Origin of the sequence: Pseudomonas izuensis (assembly GCF_009861505.1) — a bacterium.
In the GTDB taxonomy this organism is placed as follows: Bacteria; Pseudomonadota; Gammaproteobacteria; order Pseudomonadales; family Pseudomonadaceae; genus Aquipseudomonas; species Aquipseudomonas izuensis.
The window spans coordinates 56,123-80,041 of the sequence record NZ_WTFT01000013.1; the positions used below are offsets into that span (position 1 = coordinate 56,123).

At 61.5% G+C, this 23,919-nt stretch carries 25 protein-coding genes; 10 read left to right on the top strand and 15 right to left on the bottom strand.

Annotated features, from left to right (window positions below; translation table 11 throughout):
• Positions 1-98: 98 nt before the first annotated feature.
• Positions 99-1,145, bottom strand: a complete 1,047-nt coding sequence (locus GPL81_RS14050; RefSeq protein ID WP_160107216.1) for a class I SAM-dependent methyltransferase — start codon at positions 1,143-1,145, stop codon at positions 99-101.
• Between the two features lie 411 nt (positions 1,146-1,556).
• Between GPL81_RS14050 and GPL81_RS14055 the strand changes: the two genes are divergently transcribed.
• The 3 genes from GPL81_RS14055 to GPL81_RS14065 all read left to right on the top strand — a co-directional run bounded on the left by GPL81_RS14055 (position 1,557) and on the right by GPL81_RS14065 (position 4,623).
• A complete protein-coding gene (locus GPL81_RS14055; RefSeq protein ID WP_160107217.1) occupies positions 1,557-2,891 on the top strand; it encodes an acetamidase/formamidase family protein in 1,335 nt (444 codons plus the stop codon).
• Between the two features lie 144 nt (positions 2,892-3,035).
• On the top strand, positions 3,036-3,890 hold the full coding sequence (locus GPL81_RS14060) for an HvfB family MNIO-type RiPP peptide maturase (protein WP_160107218.1): 855 nt from the start codon (positions 3,036-3,038) through the stop codon (positions 3,888-3,890).
• Positions 3,868-4,623 carry an HvfC family RiPP maturation protein gene (locus tag GPL81_RS14065; RefSeq protein ID WP_160107219.1) on the top strand — a complete coding sequence of 252 codons (756 nt, stop codon included), beginning with the start codon at positions 3,868-3,870 and terminating at the stop codon, positions 4,621-4,623. The genes GPL81_RS14060 and GPL81_RS14065 overlap by 23 nt, the downstream gene beginning before the upstream one ends.
• A 118-nt stretch (positions 4,624-4,741) precedes the next feature.
• Here GPL81_RS14065 and GPL81_RS14070 read toward each other — a convergent pair whose 3' ends face one another.
• From GPL81_RS14070 to GPL81_RS14090, 5 genes are all read right to left on the bottom strand, one after another.
• Positions 4,742-5,686, bottom strand: coding sequence for a phosphatidate cytidylyltransferase (locus GPL81_RS14070; RefSeq protein ID WP_160107220.1), 945 nt, complete (start codon positions 5,684-5,686; stop codon positions 4,742-4,744).
• Complete coding sequence (locus tag GPL81_RS14075; RefSeq protein WP_160107221.1) at positions 5,683-6,282, bottom strand: lysophospholipid acyltransferase family protein; 600 nt, start codon at positions 6,280-6,282, stop codon at positions 5,683-5,685. The genes GPL81_RS14070 and GPL81_RS14075 overlap by 4 nt, the downstream gene beginning before the upstream one ends.
• Positions 6,269-6,901 carry a CDP-alcohol phosphatidyltransferase family protein gene (locus GPL81_RS14080; protein WP_160107222.1) on the bottom strand — a complete coding sequence of 211 codons (633 nt, stop codon included), beginning with the start codon at positions 6,899-6,901 and terminating at the stop codon, positions 6,269-6,271. The genes GPL81_RS14075 and GPL81_RS14080 overlap by 14 nt, the downstream gene beginning before the upstream one ends.
• Before the next feature lie 252 nt (positions 6,902-7,153).
• Positions 7,154-8,464: an ATP-binding protein gene (locus tag GPL81_RS14085; protein ID WP_160107223.1), complete on the bottom strand. Its 1,311-nt coding sequence runs from the start codon at positions 8,462-8,464 to the stop codon at positions 7,154-7,156.
• The gene (locus GPL81_RS14090; RefSeq protein WP_160107224.1) at positions 8,461-9,201 is read right to left on the bottom strand and encodes a response regulator; all 741 of its coding nucleotides are present in this window, start codon (positions 9,199-9,201) and stop codon (positions 8,461-8,463) included. The genes GPL81_RS14085 and GPL81_RS14090 overlap by 4 nt, the downstream gene beginning before the upstream one ends.
• A 295-nt stretch (positions 9,202-9,496) precedes the next feature.
• Between GPL81_RS14090 and GPL81_RS14095 the strand changes: the two genes are divergently transcribed.
• The 3 genes from GPL81_RS14095 (at position 9,497) to GPL81_RS14105 (ending at position 11,381) form a co-directional block, all read left to right on the top strand.
• Complete coding sequence (locus GPL81_RS14095; RefSeq protein ID WP_160107225.1) at positions 9,497-9,760, top strand: DUF2790 domain-containing protein; 264 nt, start codon at positions 9,497-9,499, stop codon at positions 9,758-9,760.
• Between the two features lie 49 nt (positions 9,761-9,809).
• The gene (locus GPL81_RS14100; protein ID WP_160107226.1) at positions 9,810-10,022 is read left to right on the top strand and encodes a hypothetical protein; all 213 of its coding nucleotides are present in this window, start codon (positions 9,810-9,812) and stop codon (positions 10,020-10,022) included.
• A gap of 144 nt (positions 10,023-10,166) precedes the next feature.
• Positions 10,167-11,381 (top strand): cytochrome c biogenesis protein DipZ, encoded by a 1,215-nt coding sequence (locus GPL81_RS14105; protein ID WP_160107227.1) that lies wholly within the window; start codon positions 10,167-10,169, stop codon positions 11,379-11,381.
• 114 nt (positions 11,382-11,495) lie between these two features.
• Here GPL81_RS14105 and GPL81_RS14110 read toward each other — a convergent pair whose 3' ends face one another.
• Positions 11,496-12,461: an AraC family transcriptional regulator gene (locus tag GPL81_RS14110; protein WP_160107228.1), complete on the bottom strand. Its 966-nt coding sequence runs from the start codon at positions 12,459-12,461 to the stop codon at positions 11,496-11,498.
• A gap of 190 nt (positions 12,462-12,651) precedes the next feature.
• On the opposite strand from GPL81_RS14110, the gene GPL81_RS14115 reads away from it, so the two are divergent.
• Together GPL81_RS14115 and GPL81_RS14120 are read left to right on the top strand one after the other, a co-directional pair.
• The gene (locus GPL81_RS14115; RefSeq protein ID WP_096512319.1) at positions 12,652-12,921 is read left to right on the top strand and encodes a DUF4242 domain-containing protein; all 270 of its coding nucleotides are present in this window, start codon (positions 12,652-12,654) and stop codon (positions 12,919-12,921) included.
• A gap of 37 nt (positions 12,922-12,958) precedes the next feature.
• Positions 12,959-13,771: a class I SAM-dependent methyltransferase gene (locus GPL81_RS14120; protein ID WP_096512318.1), complete on the top strand. Its 813-nt coding sequence runs from the start codon at positions 12,959-12,961 to the stop codon at positions 13,769-13,771.
• A gap of 130 nt (positions 13,772-13,901) precedes the next feature.
• Here GPL81_RS14120 and GPL81_RS14125 read toward each other — a convergent pair whose 3' ends face one another.
• From GPL81_RS14125 to pcsA, 3 genes are all read right to left on the bottom strand, one after another.
• Positions 13,902-14,828 (bottom strand): universal stress protein, encoded by a 927-nt coding sequence (locus tag GPL81_RS14125; RefSeq protein WP_160107229.1) that lies wholly within the window; start codon positions 14,826-14,828, stop codon positions 13,902-13,904.
• 222 nt (positions 14,829-15,050) lie between these two features.
• On the bottom strand, positions 15,051-15,437 hold the full coding sequence (locus GPL81_RS14130; protein ID WP_160107230.1) for a DUF488 domain-containing protein: 387 nt from the start codon (positions 15,435-15,437) through the stop codon (positions 15,051-15,053).
• 4 nt (positions 15,438-15,441) lie between these two features.
• Entirely contained in the window at positions 15,442-16,164 is a 723-nt protein-coding gene (pcsA, locus tag GPL81_RS14135; protein WP_160107231.1) for a phosphatidylcholine synthase, read from the bottom strand.
• A gap of 264 nt (positions 16,165-16,428) precedes the next feature.
• Here pcsA and GPL81_RS14140 point away from each other — a divergent pair, with 264 nt between their 5' ends.
• On the top strand, positions 16,429-17,184 hold the full coding sequence (locus tag GPL81_RS14140) for a tellurite resistance TerB family protein (protein WP_160107232.1): 756 nt from the start codon (positions 16,429-16,431) through the stop codon (positions 17,182-17,184).
• A 110-nt stretch (positions 17,185-17,294) separates the two neighbouring features.
• On the opposite strand, the gene GPL81_RS14145 is transcribed toward GPL81_RS14140, so the two are convergent.
• A complete protein-coding gene (locus tag GPL81_RS14145; RefSeq protein WP_160107233.1) occupies positions 17,295-17,735 on the bottom strand; it encodes a cupin domain-containing protein in 441 nt (146 codons plus the stop codon).
• Between the two features lie 184 nt (positions 17,736-17,919).
• On the opposite strand from GPL81_RS14145, the gene ligD reads away from it, so the two are divergent.
• Positions 17,920-20,559: a DNA ligase D gene (gene ligD / locus GPL81_RS14150; protein WP_160107234.1), complete on the top strand. Its 2,640-nt coding sequence runs from the start codon at positions 17,920-17,922 to the stop codon at positions 20,557-20,559.
• 146 nt (positions 20,560-20,705) lie between these two features.
• On the opposite strand, the gene GPL81_RS14155 is transcribed toward ligD, so the two are convergent.
• From GPL81_RS14155 to GPL81_RS14170, 4 genes are all read right to left on the bottom strand, one after another.
• Entirely contained in the window at positions 20,706-21,380 is a 675-nt protein-coding gene (locus tag GPL81_RS14155) for a DUF3313 domain-containing protein (RefSeq protein ID WP_160107235.1), read from the bottom strand.
• Positions 21,381-21,426: 46 nt separating this feature from the next.
• Positions 21,427-22,695: an OmpP1/FadL family transporter gene (locus tag GPL81_RS14160; protein WP_160107236.1), complete on the bottom strand. Its 1,269-nt coding sequence runs from the start codon at positions 22,693-22,695 to the stop codon at positions 21,427-21,429.
• A 246-nt stretch (positions 22,696-22,941) separates the two neighbouring features.
• Positions 22,942-23,220, bottom strand: a complete 279-nt coding sequence (locus GPL81_RS14165; protein ID WP_160107237.1) for a DUF3303 domain-containing protein — start codon at positions 23,218-23,220, stop codon at positions 22,942-22,944.
• Between the two features lie 183 nt (positions 23,221-23,403).
• Complete coding sequence (locus GPL81_RS14170) at positions 23,404-23,805, bottom strand: hypothetical protein (RefSeq protein WP_160107238.1); 402 nt, start codon at positions 23,803-23,805, stop codon at positions 23,404-23,406.
• Between the last annotated feature and the right edge of the window lie 114 nt (positions 23,806-23,919).

A 23,919-nucleotide genomic window follows, 5' to 3' on the forward strand; every position in this document is an offset into this window, starting at 1 on the left:
TAGGAGCTGGCTTGCCAGCGAAGGCGGAGTCTCTGTCGATAATTGTTCGACCGGACGATCGCTTTCGCTGGCAAGCCAGCTCCTACAGACCATGATGTTTATTTGCGGGCTTCGAGAATCAGGTTGAACGGTGTTTCCGTGGCCCGACGGAAACTCGAGAACCCGGCCTCGGTGAACACTTTGCGCAACCGTGCCTCGCCCGCCTGGGCGCCGAGGCCGAGGCCGACCTCCTGGGACAGCGAGTTCGGCGTGCAAATGAAGGTTGATGCAGCGTAGAACAACCGGCCGACCGGGGTGATGTTTTCGTCGAGCGAGTCATGGGCGAACGGTTCCACCAGCAACACCGTGCCGTCCGGCTTCAACGACTCGTAGGCATGTTTGGCCGCGCCTACCGGGTCGCCCATGTCGTGCAGGCAGTCGAAGTAGCAAACCAGGTCATAGTCGTTGCCGGGGTAGCTTTTTGCCGTGCCCTGGAAGAACCGTGCCCGGCCAGACACGCCGCCTTCTTCGGCGCGTTGGGTGGCGACGGTGACCGATGGCGCGTGGTAGTCGAAACCGACGAACCGCGAATCCGGAAAGGCCTGGGCCATGATCACCGTCGAAGCGCCATGGCCGCAGCCGATGTCTGCCACTTTGGCCCCGGCCTCCAGTTTGGCCACCACGCCGTCGAGGGCCGGCAGCCATTCGGCGATCAGGTGCGCCTTGTAGCCGGGCCGGAAGAACCGCTCCGTGCCGCTGAACATGCACGGATGGTGGTCACCCCAGGGCAGGGCGCCGTTGCCGCGCATGGCTTTGACCAGTTTGTCCTTGTCATGGAAAAACGACGCGACCACCCCGATACCCCCCGCGATGTAGACCGGTGAGTCTTCGATGGCCAGGGCCAGGGCTTGTTCTTCGGGCAGGCGGAACTGGCCGTCGGTGTGCTCCATGTAGCCGGAGGCAGCATGGGCGCTGAGCCATTCGCGCACCAGGCGGGGATTGCAGCCGGTCTTGTCGGCGAGTATTTCAGGGCTGATCGGCTGGCTGTCGGCCATGGCCCGGTACAGGCCGAGCTCCTCGCCGAGAATGACGTTGGCGAGCATCGCCGCGCCCCCCATGTCATTCACCAGTTTGCCCATGAAATCGTTGAGTCTGGCCTCGTCCATCACGTGTGCTCCTTCAAGAGGATCACGGTCCAGAGGCGTTGCCAGCCTGGGCATTCGCCCCTGGGCGGTGGTCGTGGGAATGGGCAGGGCGAAAGGCACGTCCTGCGTGCATTAAGTTTAGTTCGCAAGGTGTGCACTGTTACCCGAGGCGACGAGAGTCTCTGTGGGAGCAAGGCTTGCCCGCGATGGCGGTGTGTCAGACAACATCTTTCCAACTGATACACCGTCATCGCGGGCAAGCCTTGCTCCCACAGGGTTCGGCGGCAGGAGCCCATGTATCCCACTGTATCTAACCGGCCCCTCGATACAGTCCCCCTCAATTCCCGACCACCACCGAACACAGACCAGATACAAACCTGCGATGAACTGTGAAGGCCGTCTGGCACCCTCCACACCGTCAAGGGGATAACAATGACCATGCTCCAGCCTGAAACCGACATCAAATCCGAACCCGTCAATCACCTGCGGGTCGATCACTACACCAACGGCATCATCGGTCCGAGCCAGCCGATGCTCGGCCCGTTGGCCGACGGCGGCACCCTGATCACCGGGACGCCACCGGGCTGTTGGGGGCCGATGATCACCCCGGCCTTCGAGGGCGGTCATGAAGTGACGCAACCGGTGGCCATTGCTGGCGCGGAAATCGGCGATGCCGTCGCGATCAAGATCAAGAGCATGCGCGTCACTTCACTGGCCACCTCGTCCGGCGTCATGAGCTTCGTCGAAGGGCGCTACAACGGCGACCCGTTCGTTTCCAAGTTCTGCTCCAAGTGTGGCACCGACCATCCGGCGAGCCACGTCGAAGGCATCGGCGCAGAAGCGATTCGCTGCAACCACTGTGGCGCCGAGGTCAGCGCGTTCCGCTTCAGCCACGGCTACGTGATCGTGTTCGATGCGCAGAACCAGGTCAGCCTGACGGTCAACCAGGACATCGCCAACCGACTGGCCGGCAAGGCGTCTGAGATGTCGGCGCTGCCGGAATTCGCCGCCCAGCATTCGATCCTGTCCCTGGCCCGTGCCGATATCCCCGGTGTCGCCGCGCACATGCGGCCGTTCCTCGGCAACATCGGCACGATGCCGTCCCGCGACTTGCCCGACTCGCACAACTGCGCCGATTTCGGCCAGTACCTGATCAACGCACCGCACCGTTTCGGCATGACCCGCGAAGAGCTGCACGCGGCCAAGACCGACGGGCACATGGACACCAACTCGATCCGCGAAGGCTGCGTGCTGATCTGCCCGGTGAAAGTGCCGGGGGCCGGGGTGTACATGGGTGACATGCATGCCCAGCAGGGCAACGGCGAAATCGCCGGGCATGCCACCGATTGTTCCGGGGAAACCGAAGTGGTGGTGCAGGTGGTGAAAAACCTTAGCCTGGAAGGGCCGATCCTCCTGCAAAACCTCGACGACCTGCCGCCGATGGCGCGACCCATGAGCGCCGAACAACGAGCCAATGTCCGCGCACTGGGCGAGCGTTGGGGCCAGCACGAGATCGAGCAGAGTGGCCCGATCACTTTCATCGGCAGCGGCGAAAACCTCAACCTGGCGGTGGAGAACGGCTTGCAGCGCGCCGCCAATGTCACCGGCCTGCCGTATGACGAAGTGCTCAACCGCGCCACCATCACCGGTTCCATTGACATCAGCCGCCTGCCGGGCACCGTGCGCGTGACCTTCCTGTGCCCGATGCCGGTGCTGGATCGCATGGGCATCGGTCATCTGGTGCGTGAGAAGTACGACCTGGCGTAAGCCTGACCCGCGGGTCTGTACCAAAGTGTGTACAGACCCGTTGGCGATACAAGTCCTGCGGTTTTCCGTCGGCGCACAACACAGACCCGATACACCACTTCGGTTAACTGTGAACACGTTCCGACAACCCTTGAGATCGACACCATGCAGACTCCCACCCCATACGCCAAGGCCAGCGCCGGGCTCGGCTTGCGTCGCGGTTTGATGAAGGACCTCCAGGCCGCCCCGGCCGGCCATTTCGATTTTCTGGAAGTCGCGCCGGAAAACTGGATCGGCATCGGCGGCGCCCATGGCGCGGCGTTGCGGGCCCTGGCCGAGCGCTATCCGTTGTCTTGCCACGGCTTGTCCCTGTCCCTGGGCGGACCCTCGCCGCTGGACGTCGGGTTTTTGCAAGAGGTGCGGGTGTTCCTCGATCACTACAACGTGCCGCTGTACAGCGAGCACCTGAGCTATTGCAGCGACGACGGTCACCTCTACGACCTGTTGCCGCTGCCTTTTACCGAAGAAGCCGTGCACCACGTCGCCGCGCGCATCCGTCAGGCCCAGGACATTCTCGGGCGGCGCCTGGCGGTGGAAAACGTTTCCTACTACGCCGCGCCACAACAGGACATGGACGAGGTGACCTTCACCAATGCCGTGCTGCGCGAAGCCGATTGCGATCTGTTGCTGGACGTTAACAACGTGTACGTCAACTCGATCAACCACGGCTTCGATCCGCGTACCTTCCTCGCCGGCATCGATGCGGACCGGGTGGTGGCGATGCACATCGCCGGGCACTTCGATGAGTCCGATACCCTGAAAATCGACACCCATGGCGCCTCGGTCAAACCGGCGGTGTGGTCGTTGCTGGCGCAGGCCTACGCCCGGTTCGGCGCGCAACCGACGTTGCTGGAGCGGGATTTCAACTTTCCGGCGTTCTCCGAACTGGTCGCCGAATTACAGACCATTCGCCAGTTGCAGACTGAGGAGGTGAACCGTGGCCAAGCGCTCGCTGTTTGATCAACAAAGCAACATGGGCCTGTACCTGCGCGACCCCGACCACTGCGCGCCACCACCCGAGATGGACCCGGCGCGGGCGCGGGTTTACCGCGAACTGGTGTTCAACAACCTGTCGTCGCTGATCAGCGGCACCTTTCCGGTGCTGGTGAAAATTCTTGGTGAAGAGCGCTGGCGGACGCTGGTGCGGATCTTCCTGCGCGACTACCGCGCCCATACCCCGAAATTCGGTGAAATCGCCGAAGAGTTCGTCGAGTTTCTCGCGTCTGAACCGATGGCGTTGGCCGATGGTTCGTGGCCACCGTTCATGGTGGAGCTGGCGCACTATGAATGGGTGGAAATGGCTTTGCAGCAATCCGAAGCCGAGCTGTTGGCAACCGGCGATGTGGATTCGCTGCTGGATCGCCCGTTGCGGGTTTCGCCATTGGCCTGGCCGTTGGCCTATGTCTGGCCCGTGCAGTTGGTCGGGCCGGATTACCAGCCGGACACTGCACCGGAGCAGCCGACATTGCTGCTGGTGCGTCGGTCCGAAGACTGGAGTGTGAAGTTTTCCGGGCTCAGTCCATTGGCGTGGCGCTTGTTGCAGCGCATTGAAGAGTTTCCCGGGTTGAGCGGGCGTGCGCAGCTGCAAGGGTTGGCGGTGGAGGCGGGGAAGAGCGGGTCACAGGAATTCTTTGATAACGGCTTGGCGTTATTGCGGCAGATGAAAAGGGAGGGGGTGGTGGGCATTGCGTGACCGAAACAACACCCTTCGTAGGAGCTGGCTTGCCAGCGAAAGCGGTCGAACAATCACATCTATGTCGGATGTGCGGCCGTCATCGCTGGCAAGCCAGCTCCTACAAAAGCGCTTGTGACTACGCCGAGAAAAAATACCGCGTCAGGTGAAAGAAGATCGGCGCCGCAAAACAAATCGAGTCCATTCGATCGAGCATGCCGCCATGCCCCTTGATCATCGTGCCCCAGTCCTTGGCACTCAGGCTGCGCTTGATCGCCGACATGACCAGGCCCCCGAGAAAACCCATCACCACGATCACCAAAGACATCACCAATGACTGCCAGAAACTGAACGGCGTCATCCAGAACATGCAGCCACCGATCAACGTGGCGGACAGGCCGCCCCCCACCAGGCCTTCCACGGTTTTCGACGGGCTCACCAAGGGCGCGACCTTGTGCTTGCCGAACAGCTTGCCGAAGACGTACTGCAACACATCACTCATCTGCACGACGAACACCAGGTAGAACAGCAGCAGCGCGTTCTGCCCGGCAAAGCCTCGCAGATCCAGCAACAGAAGGGCCGGCGCGTGGCTGATGCAATAGATGCAGATCATCACGCCCCACTGGATCTTCGCGGTTCTTTCCAGAAAGGCATCGGTGTCCTGGCTCAACACCGCAATCGCCGGCAGCAGCAGGAAGGCATACACCGGTATCAACAAGGTGAACATCGAGTACCAATGGGTACCGATCAGCAGATACTGCAGGGGTATCAGGATGAAGAACGCCGAAAACAGCGCGTTGTGATCGCCCAGCGTGGTGGGCGTCAAGGTGATGAATTCCCTGAGGGCGAACAGGGAAATGAAACCGAACAGCACCACCGTCGCATTCGGTCCCAGCCACCAGGACACGAAAAAGATGATGACCATCCCCCACCAGGCGTTCACCCGCTGGTTGAGGTTTTCGATGGTGGAGATCGAGCTTTCGGTCGTGGCCCGTTTGGCCAGCACCCCACCGACCATTGACGCCACTGCCAACAGGCAGGCGATGGCGCCAAAGAACCACAGGAATTTTTGCTCAAGACTCATTTCGACAGCCTCACGATGGCGTCACGCGCCCGCTCCAGGAACGCCTGTTTATCCTCACCCTCAATCCTTTGCAGCGGATTGCCGATGCGGATCGTGCAGAGAATCGGCAGCGGGACGTGCTTGCCCTTGGGCATGGAACGATGGAGGTTTTCCAGGTAGATGGGCACCAGGTCGACATCGGGAAAGGACTCGCCCAGGCGATACAGCCCGGATTTGAATGCCCCTGGCAGGGCCTGGGTCGAGCGCGTGCCTTCGGGGAAAATGATGATCGAATAACCGGCCCGCACCACATCGAAAATCGGCTCCAGCACATTGGTCCCTGGTGCCGGATTGCGCTCGATCAGGACCGCGTTGAGCCCTTGCCGGGAAATGTACGAGAGAAACCGGTTCTTGCCCCAGTAGTCGGCGGCGGCGACCGGTTTCACATTGACCCGGGCTTCAGGGGGCAGGGCCGCGATGATCGCCAGGGTGTCCATGTGGCTGGTGTGGTTGGCGTAGTAAATGCGTTGCCGGCTCAGGTCGGGCGGGCCTTCCCAGCGGGCGTTGACGCCGATCAGCAGTCGGAGCACGGCGATCAGGGCATTACTGATCCACATGGCCGGCCTCCTTCAGTTGCCGGGCGATCGCCAGGGTTCGGGTGACGCAGGTTGCAGCGGAGCCGATGGCGATGATGAGCAGTGTCAACAACAGCAGATAGTGCGTGCCGTACACGTGGGCCTCGATGGCGTTCAGTAACAGCCCCGCGGTCATCAACGCCATCCGGTGCTGCTTGGCCATCGGCCCCATGAAGCTCTGTTTCAGGCCGATCGAACCACCGAATACCCGGACATAAGCCGTCAATGCAGCGGCCAGGGCGGCAAACCAGCCAAGGTCCGGTTGCGCGACGGCATAGCCGAGCCCCACGATCAGCAGGCTGTCGGCGATACGGTCGGGGAATTCGTTATAGAGGCTGCCGATGTCCGATTGCTTGCCGCCCTCGATGGCCACCATGCCGTCGAAGAGATTGCACAGCAGGCGCAATTGAATACCGACGGCGCAGCAGATCGAGCCGATCACACCGTTGTCGATATTCAGCGCAATCGCGCCCGTCAGCGCAAAGAACACGCTGGCGACGGAGATCTGGTTGGGTGAAATGTCGCGTTTGACCAGCAGGTCGGTGATGCGTTTGGCCCAGCCCGCAGAGCGCGCCTTGATAGGTCTTCTGTTGTCGTCCATTTATCGGTATTCCATTGCCGGGTTTCAGTAAGCGTATATGCAAAGAGCGGCTTATCAGGTTTTAAATCCGCGGGGTGCAATGCTAGCAATGGAATAAAAAGATTGATGTCAGGCGCGTCCTACACCGTGGTTAAAACGCTAACCTGTAGGAGCGAGCCTGCTCGCGATGGTCGTTAACGATAACGCGTAAATCCGGATGCCCCGCGGCGTCCTCAGGTTTTTCGCGAGCGAGCTCGCTCCTACAGGTTAGCGTCAGGGCTTCAGCTTGAGCTCGGCACACAACCCGCCGCCCTCGCGATTACTCAATGTCAGCGATCCCCCGATCGCCAACGCCAGTTGCTGCGCAATCGCCAGGCCCAGACCGGTGCCGCCGGTACTGCGGTTACGCGAGTTCTCCACGCGGTAGAACGGCTCCATGACCTGGGCCAGTTCCGCTTCGGCGATACCCGGACCACGGTCCATGACCTTCACCGACACGCTGCCGTCGGCCTTTTTTTCTACGAGCAACTCCGCCGCACCGGCGAATTTCAGGGCGTTGTCCGTCAGGTTCACCAGCACCCGACGCAACGCATGGGGGCGAGTGTCGATCACGCTGGCGCTTTTGCCGCTCAGCTGAACTTCCTTGCCCATGTCCTGATAGTCGAACACCAGGCTGTCGAGGAACGAGTCCAGGTCGGTACGGCGACTTTCTTCGGTGGCGCCATGGACGCTGCGGGCATAAGCCACGCCTTCGCGCACCAGATGTTCCATCTCGCCCAGGTCGTTCCACAGTTTGTCCTTCTCCACGGAATCGTCCATGAACTCGGCGCGCAGTTTCATCCGGGTGATTGGCGTTTGCAGGTCGTGGGAGATCGCCGCCAGCAATTGCATGCGTTCTTTCAGGTAGGCCGCGATGCGTGCCTGCATGGCATTGAAGGCCTTGGCCGCGTGGGCCACTTCGGTCGGGCCTTTTTCGTCCAGCAGCACCGGGTGGGTGTTGGGGTCGAGGGTGTCCACGGCTTCGGCGAGGCGGGTGAGGGGGCGGATGGCGATGCGCACGGCCAGCCAGGTGCAGGCGATCATCAGGGCCAGTTGCCCGAGCAACACAAAGGGCAGCCAGGGCGACAGCGGTTGCATCGAAGGCCGCACATCGATGGTCACCGGGCTGCCGTCCGACAGTTTCAGGTGGACCTGAAAGCGTTTCTGCGGGCCGGGAATGTCGGTCACGGTCATCGGGTAATCCATGCCGATGGCGTCCTTGATAGAGCTCACCGCAATAGGCGCTTCGGGCATGTCCATGTCCATGGAGGTGCCCGGCGAGCCGTCATCCAGCAGATAGCGATAATTGCGTCGGTCCAGTTGTTTGAGCCAACCGGCACGCTCCTCGACAGGCAAGCGGTCAAGGATGGCGATGGACGTCGAGACGTCGGTTTCCAGGTTGCCGAGCATGGTGTTCTTCGCGCTTTCGTAACGCTCGTAATACTGCGCGCCGAAAGACAGCGCCTGGGCGAGGATCAGGCCGATCAGGAAGATCAGCGACAACCGCGAAGCCAGGGTGCGGGGCCAATGCATCGAGCGGTTCATGCTGGCGCACCCACGATTTCCACCGGCAGGGAGAACACGTAGCCCTCGCTGCGCACGGTCTTGATGTAGGCCGGTTCGCGGGCATCGTCCAGCAGACGCTGGCGCAGGCGACTCACCAGCAGGTCGACGGAGCGATCGAACAGGTCGGCGTCGCGGCCCTGGGTCAGGTTGAGCAACTGATCGCGATTGAGCACCCGCTGCGGGTGATCGAGGAACACTCGCAGCAAGCGGTATTCGGCGCCGCTGAGGGCGACCATGGTGCCATCGCCGTCTAGCAGGTGCCGGGCCGAGGTGTCCAGCTGCCAGCGCCCGAAGGCCAGCAGCCGACTGGTCTCGGTCACCACCAGGTTCGGTGGCAGCATCCGCGTGCGACGCAGTACCGCGTTGATGCGGGCCAGCAGTTCACGGGCGGCGAACGGCTTGACCAGGTAGTCGTCGGCGCCCATTTCCAGGCCGATGATGCGGTCGGTTTCATCGTTGCGGGCGGTAAGCATCAGCACCGGGGTAGCCTTGTGTTTGCCGGCGCGCAGTTCGCGGCAGAGCATCAGGCCATCGTCGCCCGGCATCATGATGTCCAGCACGATCAGGTCCACCGGCGTGGATTCGAGGAAGGTGCGCATCTGCCGGCCATCCGCCACGACCGTGGTGCGCAAGCCGTTCTTCTTAAGGTAGTTGCCCACCAGTTCCCGGATCTCGCGGTCATCGTCAACGATGAGAATGTGATCGACGTGTTCCATGGGGACTTGCCTCTATCAACGGGGGATGTCGCACAGTCTATCGAGCCTTGGCTCGCTCGCCCGCAGGCGTTTGTATTGCAGTGTATCTGGCTTCCCGGGGGATACACACAGACGCAAAAACGCGTTTTTCCAGGGGGTTTGTATCTCTCTGTATCCCGGCCCGGTTCTGATACGTACCGATTTACACGCGCCAGTTCCCGACACATACGGGATACCTCACGCGCTTTTAATAGGTTCCATCGAGGCAAAGCCAAATCGCCTCGGCCCAACTTGTTAAAACCTTGAGGAAATCGCCATGAACACCAAAGCCATCTACGCCGCCTGCCTGTTTGCCGCTCTGAACATCTGCACCTTGTCGGCCCGTGCCGAAGCCGATGTCAGCGAAAAAACCTACACCTACGGCACTCAACTGGACATCAAGAAAGTGGTGTCGCTGAAACAGGATCCTTCGGCTACCTGTGGGGTGGTCGATGCGCAGCTGACCTACCTGGACTCCCACAACAAAACCCAGGTCCTGGACTACCGCAAGATTTCTGACAGCTGCAACGCGGACAACTGAGTCCTGCGATCAGCCATAGCCCATCTCATTTGAAGCGAGGAACACCACCATGAACAACGTCAGCCGATTCTTGACCGCCATTGCTTTCTCCGTCGCCGGTGCGGCAGCCCATGCCAATGCCGCTGTCGAACAAAGCGCTTGCGGCAGCAGCACCTGTTTCCAACTGGCGCCGGTGGCGAAGCAGAGCGCCGATGCTCTCCTGGCGGAGAACGGGTCCAGCCATACGTCCCAAGGTAAATGGCTGGACGAACAAACCGCGTAACGCCCCCCATCCCTGTAGGAGCTGGCTTGCCAGCGAAAGCGGTCGAAAGGTTCACATCGATGTTGGATGTACCGCCGCCTTCGCTGGCGAGCCAGCTCCTACAAGGGGTGATAGATGCCTCCCAACAGTTTCAAAGGTGATCCCATGTTTCTCATCGCTTTCCTGGGCGGCATATTGACCGTCCTCAGCCCCTGCATCCTCCCGGTCGTGCCGTTCCTGTTCGCCGGTGCCGACCGCAAGCGCTCATCGATCCTGCTCACCCTCGGCGGCATGGCCCTGACGTTTGCCCTGGTCTCCAGCCTGGCCGTGGTCAGCAGCGAGTGGGTGATAAAAGCCAGCAACGCCGGCCGGCATGTGGCCCTGATCGTGATGGTGCTGTTCGCCCTGTCGCTGATTTCCGCCCGGGTCGGCGACTGGCTGGCACGTCCATTCGTCCTGCTGGGCAATCGCCTCGACCCGAACAGCCGCAAAGTCTCCGGCCCGCTGGGTTCGCTGATGATCGGCGTCGCCACCGGCCTGCTCTGGGCGCCGTGTGCCGGACCGATCCTCGGCGTGATCCTCACCAGTGCCATGCTGCACGGCGCGAACGCCGGTACCAGCCTGTTGCTGGTGGCCTACGGCCTGGGCAGTGCACTGTCCCTGGGCATCCTGATCTTCGCCGGTCGCGGCCTGGTCAATCGCTTGAAACCGTCGATTCCGGTGACGGGTTGGCTGCGTCGTGGCGCCGGTGTCGCGGTGCTGGCCGGTGCGGCGGTGATTTCCACCGGTGCCGACAACGTGCTGCTGGCCAACACGTCCTCGGAAGGTGTCGGCAAGGTGGAGAAAGGCGTGCTGGAAACCGTGCCGAAAGTGGTCGATTACTTCGTCAGCAAGGTCAAGGCCGAGTCCATGGACAACGCCCAGGGCGCCATGCCGTCGCTGTCCGGTGCCGTGGAATGGCTCAACTCGCCGGCACTGACCAACTCATCGCTCAAAGGCAAAGTTGTGCTGGTGGACTTCTGGACCTTCGACTGCATCAACTGCAAGCACACCCTGCCTTATGTGAAGGACTGGGCAAAGAAATACGAGAAGGACGGTCTGGTCGTCATTGGCGTGCACACCCCTGAATACGGTTTCGAACGCATCATCGACAACGTCAGGGACAAAGTGAAGGAATACGGCATCACCTACCCGGTGGCGATCGACAACAACTACGCGATCTGGCGCAACTTCGACAACCAGTACTGGCCCGCGCACTACATCATCGACGCCAAGGGACAGGTGCGTTACACCCACTTCGGGGAAGGGAGTTATGACACTCAGGAGAAGGTGATCCAGCAGTTGTTGGAAGAGGCGAAGGCCAGCGCTCCAGCGGCGTAAACCCGCTCAATGTAGGAGCTGGCTTGCCAGCGAAGACGGCGGCACATTCAACACAAATGTGACCCTTTGGACCGCTTTCGCTGGCAAGCCAGCTCCTACAGGTTGTGGTGTGGCTTAATGCATCGACGCTGCGTGATTGCGCCGCCACGCCGCTGGCGGCGTTCCATACTCGCGCCGAAAGGCCCGGCTGAACGCCGTGTCGGTCTGATAGCCCACTTCTTCGGCAATGCGGATCAGGGAACTGTTACTGCTGCGTAACAGATTGGCCGCCAGCAACATCCGCCATTGCGTCAGGTACTGCATCGGCGAAACCCCCACCAGTTGTTGAAAGCGCTCGGCCAATACGGACCTGGAAGTGCCGGCAGTGCGCGCCAGTTCGTCCAGGGTCCAGCAATGGCAGGGTTTTTTGTGCAGGGCATTGAGGGCGGCACCGACGATCCGGTCGCTCACACCCGCCAGCCAGCCGGTGCGGCCCTTGCCATGTTCGTGCATATACAGGCGCAGCACCTCGATGAACAACACCTCGGCCAGTTTCGCCAGCACACCTTCGCCGCCAGGCCTGGGCGAGCGAGCTTCGGCGAGGGCGTAATGCACGGAAGATTCCAGCCAGATACCGGCGGCCGAGCCACGCACGTTAACCCGTACCACCGCCGGCAATCCCGTCAGCAGCATCCCCGCCAAACGCGTATCGCAGGCCAGGTAGCCACACACCAGGCGGGTCACCGCGCCGCCACCGCCATAGCTCAGCTGTCGTGGTCGCCGCGCCAGGACCTTGTCCAGCCGCGCCCCGCTGGCCGGGGTCAAGCCGGGGCATGAACTCATGCGATGGGCATCGCCCTGGGGAAACACCACGACATCGCCGGCGGTCAGCAGCAGCGGTGGATCATCCCCCAGTTCCACGTAACACTCGCCCTCGGTGATCAAGTGAAAGATCACCACCCGTTCGGCGTTCGGTTCCAGAAACGGTGCGGCCGTGTCGGCACTCGGCGACTGGTAACACCAGGGGGCGGTGAACCTGGCGTTGATGAAAATGGCGCCGACCAGGCGGACGACGCGAAGGGTCTGTGACAGGGCGTCCATAGCGTTTTCCCGTGAAGGGACTGAGGGTGGTGAGCCTGATTGTGCCCCCCTGGCAGCGAAGCATGAAACCTCCGGACGATCGGACAGGGTTGGCCGACGATCGGGCAGGACGCCGCCGCGCGCCAGAGCGATAGTTTGCCTGCAGGGTCACTGCCGGCCCTGTCATCCAGAACAAGAATGAGAGGTTGCCATGCCCAAGTTCGTCATTGAACGTGAGATACCCGGTGCTGGAACACTGTCAGAAAGGGATTTGAAGGCCGCTTCGCAAAAGTCCTGCAGGACCTTGCGCGAGTTGCCGGAGGTGCAGTGGCTGCAAAGTTATGTCACCGGTGACAAGTTGTACTGCGTGTACATCGCGCCGAGCGAAGAGCAGATCAAGGAGCACGCCAGGCAGAGCGGTTTCCCGGCCAATCGCATTTCCCAAGTCACGGCCATCATCGATCCGACCACGGCGGAATAAGCCGGGCTGTGTTCCAACCCGAATCGGAGCGGAATTCATGAGTACACCCATTGATCTTGTTGCCCTGAAAAACCGTCAAATGGCCGCCTGGGCCAGTGGCGATTACGCCGTGATCGGCACCACCCTGCAGATCGTCGGCGAGCAACTGGCCGAGGCCTGCGACCTGCTGTGCGATGAGCAGGTGCTGGATGTCGCTGCCGGCAATGGTAACGCGACACTGGCCGCTGCACGCCGGGGCTGCCTTGTCACCTCGACCGACTATGTGGCGGCGCTGCTCGAACGCGGTGAAGACCGCGCGAGGGCTGAACGCCTCAACGTCATATTTCAAGTGGCCGATGCCGAAGCGCTGCCCTTTGAGGATGCCAGTTTCGATGCCGTGCTTTCGACTTTCGGCGTGATGTTTACGCCGGACCAGCCCAAGGCGGCCGCGGAGCTGGCACGGGTCTGTCGGCCGGGAGGGCGGATCGGCCTGGCCAACTGGACCCCGGAAGGTTTCGTCGGCCAGATGTTCAAGACCCTGGGCAAGCACATGCCGCCGCCTCCCGGTGCGCAACCGCCGTCACAGTGGGGCACCGAAGCCTGGTTGCACACCCACTTCGACGAGCGCAACTTCCTGGTCCAGGTGGCGCGCAAGACCTTCACCTTCCGCTATCGCAACGCCGGGCATTTCATCGATACATTCCGCAGTTGGTATGGCCCGCTGCACAAGGCGTTCGCGGCGCTGCCGGCGGACGGCGCCAAGGCCCTGGAAAACGACCTGACCGAACTGCTCAACCGCTCGAACCGGGCGGGGGACAGGTCGCTGGTGGTGCCAAGTGAATACCTGGAGGTGGTGATCACACGGCGCTGAGTCAATACCCGCCCTGTAGGAGCTGGCTTGCCAGCGAAGACGCAGTGTCAGTCGACATCAATATTGACTGACACTCCGCTTTCGCTGGCAAGCCAGCTCCTACAAGGGGTTGTGGTGCTTTTAAGGGCAGTTATTCATCCAGCCGTTCGGTGTATACCACCCAGACACTGCACGGCATTTTGTACAGCAGGTGTTCCACCGTGCTGCCAATCAACCGCCCCATGCCGCGATGGCCGAGGCGACCCATGACAATCACGTCGGTGTCATAGGCATCGGCATAGCGGGTCAGGACCCTGGCCGGGTTGCCCATGATCATGTGTCGCTGCGCCTGGGCGATGCCGTTGCGTTCGGCCAGTTCGTTGAAGGCTTCCAGTTGATCGTCATACAGGGTCTTGTTCTTGGTCGAGGAGAAGAATGCCGAGCCGTTGTCGAAGCCGAATTCGTCCGAACTGATGGACGAAAGGTCGTAGGCATAGACCACATCGAGCTCGGCATTGCAGGCACTGGCCAGTTTCGAGGCTTCGTGCAGGATGCGGTCATTGAAGCTTTTGTAGTGATCATCGCGATGGAAGGGGTCGACCGCCGCAACCACCTTGCGGGGCAGCGCATTGATCGCGTAGCTGACGAAGTGTAAAGGCACCGGACACTCGCGCAGCAGATGCACATCCAGCGGGGTGAAGATCAGCCGCGACAGCAGCGATTGGTGCTCCAGCGCCTTGATCAGCACATCCATCGGCTGTTCCTTGAGATGGATCAGAATCTCCTCCAGCGGGTTGTCCACCCACGCCACCTCGGTGGTGATGTGCACGCCGATTTTGCGCAGGGGCCGGGCCTGGTCCTCGAGCCACTGGCGGTGGCGATCGACGTAGCCCAGGCGCATCTGTTCCAGCGCCGTTTCGTTGACCATGCCGGCGGTGGCCAGACCTTCCAGATAATCGAACGCCACGATGTGCAGCGCCGCGTCTTCAGCCCTGGCCAGCGCCGCCGCCCGGTCGAAGGCGGGGCTGTGTTCCATCAGCGGCGAAGCCACCAGCATGAAGCGTGATTGCTCGGACATGACAAACCTCCCGGGGGGCGTTCGGCTTGTTAAGTATTGACCATGATTGACGGCTTGCGCCTGCGGGGGGCGATCATCGGCACTATTGTCATGTACACAAAACCCCTGTGGGAGCGAGCCTGCTCGCGAAGAGGCCATCACATTCAATATGTTCTTTGACTGACACACCGCCTTCGCGAGCAGGCTCGCTCCTACAGGGGATATTTGGTGTGTTTGAGTGAGTTAAACAACCTCCGCGCCCCGCGCCTCCAGCAACTCGCGCAGTATCGACCGGTGACAATGGGCTTCTTCCTCGCAATAGCAGCCCACGGCCAGGGAGGTGTGATGGGAGAGGGCGGCCAGCAGATCCAGCATCTGGCTGGCCGCCGGCTGCTTCATTTCCGCCTTGAACTTGCGCACGAACACAGTCCAGGCCTTGGCATCCTGAGCCGCCAGTGCTTCGGCAACCAGCTCCGCGCTGGGCGACAGCAGCGGCTGCCACACATCGTAGAAATCCCGCGTGGCGAACTCGGCTTTCGGCACGCCACGGGGTGGACGGCGCACGGTGCCAAGGCGCAAGCCTTCGTCGGGTTGGCGCGGTGAGCCCAGGCGCACGATATGGATAGGCATGGCGTTACTTAAGCCGCGATCCGTCGAACCACTCCAGCGCGGTGCGCCAGAAGCAGATGCCCAGGAAGTAAGCCGACATCAGCAACCACAGCCCCATCACCAGCGGGTTGATCACCGGGTGGTTGATCACCAGTGACAGGCTGCACAGCAACCAGATGGCCGTGACGGCAATGTTGATCGGCATGAAGCGACGCACACGGAACGGGTGCAAAAATTTCATCCGGGTCAGTGTCAGCAGGGCCAGGCCGATCACCGTCAGGAAGGTGATCCACGGCGACGGCGCGATGATGTACAGGCACAGGGCGACCACATTCCACGCGGCGGGAAAGCCCTGGAAATAGTTGTCCTTGCTTTTCATGTTGACGTTGCAGAAACAGAACAGCGACGACACCAAAATCAGCGACACGGTCAGCAGCAGGGTGTAGTCCGGCAACGGAACGTAGCGATAGATGAACAGCGCCGGGATGAATACATACGTCAGGTAGTCGATGACCAGGTCAAGGATCGAACCGTCGAAGCTCGGTAGCACCGACTGCACATTGACCTTGCGCGCCAACGCGCCATCCAGGCCGTCGACGATCAGGGCCACGCCCAGCCACAGCAGGCAATGGGTTGGCTGGTTATCGAGCAGGGCGAGGGTTGCAAGGAAAGCGGTGACCACACCGGTAGCGGTAAAACCATGGGCTCCCCACGCTTTGAGCCTGGCGATGTGTAGAGTCGAAATCACGGGGGCGTTCTCCAGAAAGTGAAGCAAGCCAGTCATCGTCCTCAGCAACGAGGGCGGCGGCAAACCGGGTCGGGTTGCAGGTATCGACCGGGTATCCGGGAATAAGGTTCACCACCTATGAATCTTAGCTGCGCCGCCAAAAAATACCCCGGAAATATCCGCAACACTGTGCCGGGGGGCACGTCGGCCAAACGGTGGTAGCACATTTACCGGCGAGGACTATTGTTGTCTGTCTGGATCACTTCCATCGATGAGGACGCCGTCATGAACACCAGCGATCTGCTTGAACAGTTACTGCGGGGCGGCCAGGGTGCCACGCCGCGACAGGACGGCGGTGGCGGGTCAGGTGGGCTCGGCGACCTGGGTGGATTGCTCGGCGGCCTGATGGGCGGCGGCGGTGGTGCCAGTGCCAGTGCCGGTGGCGGTGGATTGGGCGGCCTGGGTGGCCTGGGCGGATTGCTCGGTGGTCTGCTGGGCGGTGGCTCGCCAATGGGCGGTTCGCCACAAGCGCGTTCGGGCGGTGGCACCAATTATGCCGCGCTCGCTTCGCTGGGAATGATGGCGTTCCAGGCGTATCAGGCCTGGCAGCGCAGCCAGGCCGCGCAGCCGCAGCAGGTGACGCAACAGGCGCCACGTACGGTGGATCTGTTGGCCGGACCGGAAGTCGAGGAGCACAGCCATGCAATCCTGCGGGCACTGATCGCCGCGGCCAAGGCCGATGGCCGGATCGACCCGGCCGAGAAGCAGATGATCAGCACCGAAATAGGCCGTCATACCGACGATCCGCAGTTGCAGCAGTGGCTTGACGATGAAGTCGCCAAGCCGCTCGACGCTGCCGAGGTGGCGCAATCGGCCACCGATCCCGGCATGGCCGCCGAGATGTACCTGGCCAGCGTGATGCTGGTGGACGATCAGCAGGATGCCGAGCGCAACTATCTGGATGAGCTGGCAGCGGCGCTGAACATCGATCCGGATTTGCAGGTGCATCTGGAGCAGCAGGCGAGGGGTGGGACTGTCTGAAGTTTAAGTCGGCTGTCAGTCCGCTATCGCGGGCAAGCCCGCTCCCAGAGGATCTGTGGCGTCATGGGTACCTGTGGGAGCGGGCTTGCCCGCGATGAACGATAACGCGGTTAACCTGCTGGTTTTGGCACCAGAAAGGTCACATCAAAGCGCTCGGCGACTTCAAATATCCGGGCCAGATCCTCAGGCACCTTGAACCGGTCCATCGCCGCAAAAAACTGCCCGCCGCGCGGGTCGGAGACCACGCCGATCATCTTCGCGGTGGTACTGATGTTCTTGTAGGCATGAATCGTTCCGGCAGGGATATGCACATAACCTCCCGCCGGGACGGTGGTGGATTTACCTTCGACAGTCACTTCGACCTCGCCTTCCACCACGTAAAACGCCTCGTCCCACGGATGGAAGTGCGGTGGCGGGCCGCCACCTTGCACGCCCACCTGAATGTGCATTTCAAAGGGTTTGCTCAGGTCCCCGCCGGCCAGGACCGTGATCGCTTCGCCAACGACGTTGTAGGGTGGCGGGGGGGCTTCGATGACGTGAGTGGTGCGCATGACTGCTCTCCGGGGATGAAGCGGCACCCGCTGATTGTAGGCCCTTGAGCGCCTGCCGGACGCCACGCCACCGGGCCGTCTGTCCGGGCACATTCACCGTCGATGGAATTTTTACGCGCACGGCTCGCTCTGCTGAGGGAGAGACGCGCTGAATCCGCGTCCTGCAGCGACCGGCAGGTGAGCGATGAACAAGGACCTCGACGACTACAACCGCAAGCGCGATTTTTCGGCGACATCAGAACCGGCCGCCATCAAGCGAACCGGCAGAAAGAACGCCAGGGATCATGCCTTGCAGTTTTGTATCCAGAAGCACGACGCTTCGCGCCTGCACTACGACTTTCGCCTGGAGCTCGACGGCGCGCTCAAGAGCTGGGCAGTGCCCAAGGGACCGTCATTGGACCCCAGGGTCAAGCGCCTGGCGGTGCACGTCGAGGACCATCCGATCGACTACGCCACGTTCGAGGGCAGCATCCCCGAAGGGCATTACGGCGCTGGCGATGTGATTGTCTGGGACCGTGGTGTGTGGATCCCCCAGGACGACCCGGCCAAGGCCTACGCCAAGGGCCGGCTCAAGTTCGAACTGCAAGGCGAGAAGCTCGCCGGTTTGTGGAACCTGGTGCGCACGCACATGCCGGGCAAGCAGGAGCAGTGGTTCCTGATCAAGCATCAGGACGGTGCCGCCCGAGCCGAAGACGATTACGACGTGGTCGCCGCCGAGCCGAACAGCGTGCTCAGTGATCGCAGCATCGTGGCCAGGACACCGAAGGCTGCCCGGCCCGCCAATGTTCCAAAACCCGCCAAGGCCATCAAAAAACCGGCCACCGCGGTTCGCAGGGAAAAGTCCGTGCAACTCACCGGCGCGCACAAAGCCAGGTTGCCGGACCAGATCAAGCCGGAACTGGCGACACTGGTGGAAAAGGCCCCGGACGGCGAGTGGGCTTATGAAGTCAAATTCGACGGCTACCGGATCATGGCGCGCATCGACCACGAAGAGGTCAGGCTCTTCACCCGCAACGGCCACGACTGGACCCACAAGTTGCCCGGTCAGGCCAAGGCGCTGGAAAGCCTGGGGTTGGAATCGGCCTGGCTCGACGGTGAAATGGTGGTGGTCGACGAACAGGGGCTGCCGGACTTCCAGGCGCTGCAAAATGCTTTCGATGCCGGGCGCAGTGGCAACATCCTCTACTACCTGTTCGACTTGCCCTATCTCAACGGCGTGGACCTGCGCGAAGTGCCGGTCGAAGAACGCCGGGCGGCGTTGGCGACCGTGCTCAAAACCGGCACAGACCCGTTGCTGCGCTTTTCCGACAGCTTCAGCGAAGACCCTGAGGCCTTGCTCAACAGCGCCTGCCAGATGCGCATGGAAGGCCTGATCGGCAAGCGCCTGGGCTCGGCCTACGTGTCCCGGCGCAGCAGCGACTGGATCAAACTCAAGTGCAAACATCGGCAGGAGTTCGTCATCGTCGGTTTCACCGATCCCAAGGGGGCACGCAGTGCCTTCGGTGCGTTGTTGTTGGGTTTGCATGATCGCGACAGCGGCGAGTTGCGCTACGCCGGCAAGGTTGGCACTGGCTTCACCGAGGCCACCCTGGGCAGCATTCATGAGCAACTAAAACCCTTGCAGACGAAAAAGCCGGCGGTGGTCAATCCACCCGGCGGTGCCGAATTCAGGGGCGTGCATTGGCTCAAGCCCAGCCTGCTGGCGGAAGTGGCCTTTGCTGAAATGACCAAGGAGGGCTCGGTGCGACATGCAGTGTTCCATGGCCTGCGTGACGACAAGCCTGCCAAAGACATTACCGAGGAGCGTCCGACTGCCGTGAAAGCGACTTCTGCGAAACCTGCCCCTGCAAAAAAAGCGGCCCCGGCGAAAAAGACCGCCGCCGCCAAGTCACCCGCCGCGCAAAAGAAAGCCGAGCCTGCGCCGTCACAACAAGGCCTGGCCGAGGGCAAGGTCCGCATCACTCACCCGGACCGCGTCATCGATGCCAGCAGCGGCACTACCAAAATGCAACTGGCGCACTATTACGCCAGTGTCGCCGAGTGGATTTTGCCGCAGCTCAAGGATCGCCCGGTGGCGCTGGTGCGTGCGCCAGACGGCGTTGCCGGCGAGTTGTTTTTCCAGAAAAACGCCGAGCGCCTGGCCATCCCCGGTATCACCACCCTCGACCCGCAGCTCACCGGGCAGCCGATGATGGTGATCAACAATGCCGAAGCGCTGGTCGGCGCGATTCAGATGAGCACCGTGGAATTGCACACCTGGAACGCCACCTCGGACAACCTCGACAAACCCGACCGCTTCGTCCTCGACCTCGACCCGGACCCGGCGCTGCCGTGGAAGCGCATGGTCGAAGCGACCCAGTTGACCCTGACGGTGCTCGATGAACTGGGGCTCAAGGCGTTTCTCAAGACCAGCGGCGGCAAGGGCATTCACCTGGTGGTGCCGCTGACCCGCAAGCTCGGCTGGGATGAGGTCAAGGAATTCAGCCACGGGATTGTCAGCCACATGGCGAAGCTGCTGCCGGAGCGCTTTTCCGCAGTGTCGGGGCCGAAGAACCGGGTAGGGCGGATCTTCATCGATTACCTGCGCAATGGTCTGGGCGCGACCACCATCTGTGCCTACGCCGTACGCACCCGGGAAGGGTTGCCGGTGTCGGTGCCGATTTTTCGCGAGGAGGTGGGGGACCTCAAGGGGGGCAACCAGTGGAACGTGCACAGCGTGCATGAACGCCTGGCCGAAGTGGGCGATGAACCCTGGGCGGAGATGAAGAAAACCCGGCAGACGATCACGGCGGAGATGCGGCGGCGGGTCGGAATGAAAAAATAACCCTCACGGCAATCCGCAATCCCTGTAGGAGCGAGCTCTGCTCGCGATGGTCGTGAACGTTGACGCGTAAAACCAGATGCCCAACGGCGCCCTCGGGTTTTTCGCGAGCCAGCTCGCTCCTACAGAAAAGCAGAAAACCCATCCCGTTACTTTATGAACGCCCGAAGGTCGCTATCCAACTTGTCGATCGCTGCCTTGAAATCCTGGGCGGTGACTTTCTGGCTTTCGTTGGACAACTGCTTGCCAAACACCTTGCGCACTACCCTGGCCACGGTCTGGTTGCTTTTCGCGTCGATGAATTCGGCCTCGATAAACAATTCAGTGTCCTGGTCCCGATGACCGGTGGCGGCCTGAGTCGCGCCAACGACGGCAGCGATGGGGACCACTTCATACCATTTCATGCCTTCGTTCGAGGCGCTGACCCCGGTGATGGCCGAGCGCATGATCAAGGTTTTCGAGCCGGCCGGTGCTGCGCTTGCGCTGTTGACTACCCGGTATTTCTGTCCCAGCGTGGCTTTGGCCTTATTGGACATGTAGTTCTGAATGTCAGTAAGCGTCTGCTGGTTGACCCGCTCATTGGGCTTGGGGGCCGGATAGAGCTCCAGTTTGTTGAACGCCACGGTGTTGTACGCATTGGGGTTCCACGACGGGCTCACCCAGCGCATCGCGGTACCGCCGCTTGGCGTCGTGACTTCTTGCAGGTTGTTGTAGCTGGACAGGTAACCGGAGTACTGCTCCCGTTCGGTGACTTTGGAGGTGCAGCCACCGAGCAGGAGCCCGGTCAGTGCGGTGCCGATGAGCAATTTTCGGGTCAGGTTCATAGTGCTGTGTGCTCCTTGGATCAGGTCGTTTTTCATTAGCGGAAAATCAGAAACGCCAAGTCATGTTGCCGGTCACGGCTTGAATCCAGGCATCGTCGAATTGACCGGAAATCCGATTGCCTGACACAGTCTTGGTCTGGTCTACCGGCATGTCGCCCAACCAGATCATGGCCAAACTGACATTGACGTCGGTGTCCCTGTTCAGAGCATAGGTGGCTCCTGTCGCAATGCGCCAGGACTCGCCCATCGGCACGATTGCCGAACGCCTGTTGTCCGAAACGGCACTGCTGTCGTAGGCCACGCCGAAATTCCACAGCAGTTGCTGGGTGGCCTGGTATTGCGCGCCGAGCGACAGGTGCCAGGTGTCCTTGAAGCCCGCATCGATGGTGGTCGAGCGGGCATCATCAGCCGTTGTGTCGACCTGCACGCCGATATCGCCGAATTCCGACCAGTCCTGCCAGTTGACCGAGGCGAGCAAGGCCCACTGCCGGTCCAGTTGCTGGAACAGGCTCAGGGTGACGGTTTGCGGCACGGTTATATCAAGTTGGGTGTTGGTGCCATCGAGGCGCTGCAACAACGGGCCGTCGCCCTTGATGTCCAGGCCGTCCTCGAACTCCAGATCGACCTTGCTGGTGTAGGTCAGGCCAATGCGGGTTCCGGGTTGCGGGGCGTAGATCACCCCCACATTGGCGCCGAAACCCCAATCCTTGTCCTTGTATTTGAACTGGCCGTCACCGCGGTCGGTGAAGCCGAACGGTGAGCGGTCGATGGCGGTCTGCGCTTGCAGCATGCCGTACATGGCCTTGATGCCGACACCCACCGACCATTGTTCGTTGAAGCGGTACGCCACGCTCGGCACCAATGACAAACCGAGCAGGCTGGAGTTCTGCGTGAAGTAGCGCCCGGACCAGTCATTGTCGTAATTGACCGCCAGGCCGAAGTCACCGTATTGGCCGAAGCCGACGCTCCAATGGTCATCCAGTGCATGGCTGATGAAAAAACTGCCGCCGGGTATCGGGTCCAGGGCGTTGCCACTGCCGCTGCCCGCCACGTTGGTGCCTTCGTCGCGATCGAATTTCAGATCGCCGTAGAGCACCTGCAAGCCAGCGGTGATCTGCGTACCCGGCAGGTAACTCATACCCGCCGGGTTGCTGGCAATGGTCGATGGGCCCTGGGCCCGGGCCGCAGCACCGGCGTTGGCCAGGCCGACGTTGTCGGTGCCGACTTCGTAGAGCAAGATACCGCCCGCCCAGGTTTGCTGACAGCAGAGGGCGAGCAGGGTGACGACGGGCAGAGCAGTTACCTTTGGCTGCATGGCGTCAGTACTCCAGAGCCGTTTCCCACAGCTCCGCAAATGTGGTGTCCCGCGAAAAGAGAGTAGGTTCTAATCGTTAAAAAGCCAGTGAATGCCGTGCATTCTTGGGGGCGGGGGCAGGACAGACCAGAGGCGAGGGGGGGCCTGATACCCATTGAGCCAGCGATTATTCGTGGTCTGGGCAATACAGGCTGTTTTGAATACAAGTGACGAGGCGGCGAGCGGCACTCGCCGCCTCGATGGTGATTATTTGCCGGAAATGCCTGCCAGCAGCGGTGCCATCTGCTCATCGGTCAAAGCCGCGTGGACTTCCATGCTCATGAGGTCGTTCCACTCCAGTACCCATTGCTGAATCGGCACCACATCACTGGCCTCGGCAACGCCAAAACCGGCCGAGCTACCGACGGCATGCCAGCGTCCCTTCATCGTGACGCCTGCTGGTGGAGCCCCACCGGTCTTGAGAAAGCGCTCGACTGCGGCATTGCGATTGTCAGGGCTGATCGACCAACTGACGATGAATAACATCGGCCACCTCCTGTTGCGGATTGGCACCTGATTTCCTTGGCGTACCTGGCTGGCGCCGGGGCCAGGGTCGCACTCGGTTTCCAGTTCCGTCCTGGCTGGTGTGCAGCAAAAACTCCCATGAGAAGGCATAGCAGCGCGCCGCACTGTGCGTACGACCGCTGATCTTCTCGTGGGACACAGGGTTCACGCATCGCGCAACAGGTCGTTGGCGTTGAGCACTTCGTAGGCGATTTCCGGGCGCTTTTCCATGGCGCGGCGGATCGCGGCCGGGATCGATGCGCGGGTTTTGCGGCACAGCCCCGGCAAGTCGCCGACGTAGATGCCGATCCCGCGCATGGTCCGCACTTCGTTTGCACTTGGGACGAAGTCGACGCGGATGCCCAGTTGCTCGAACATCCGCCGTTGCAGGTGTTCCAGATCCTTGAAACTCGAAAGGTTTTCCAGGCGCTCGATCAGGCGCTTTTCTTCGGTGCGGGTCAGAAACAGGATGCGCACGTCCGCCCCCGGTGTTTCCAGCAACGGGTCACGCCCGCAATCGCAGGCACCGGGCGGGCAGGGTTGGCGGATCGGAGCAGAGGTTGTCATGGGTTTCAATCATAGAGCGCTGTGATCGAGTTTGCCCATAGGGTTTTTTTGAAGCGACGCACACCCCCTGTAGGAGCGAGCCTGCTCGCGATGGTGTGTCAGCAGACATCAATG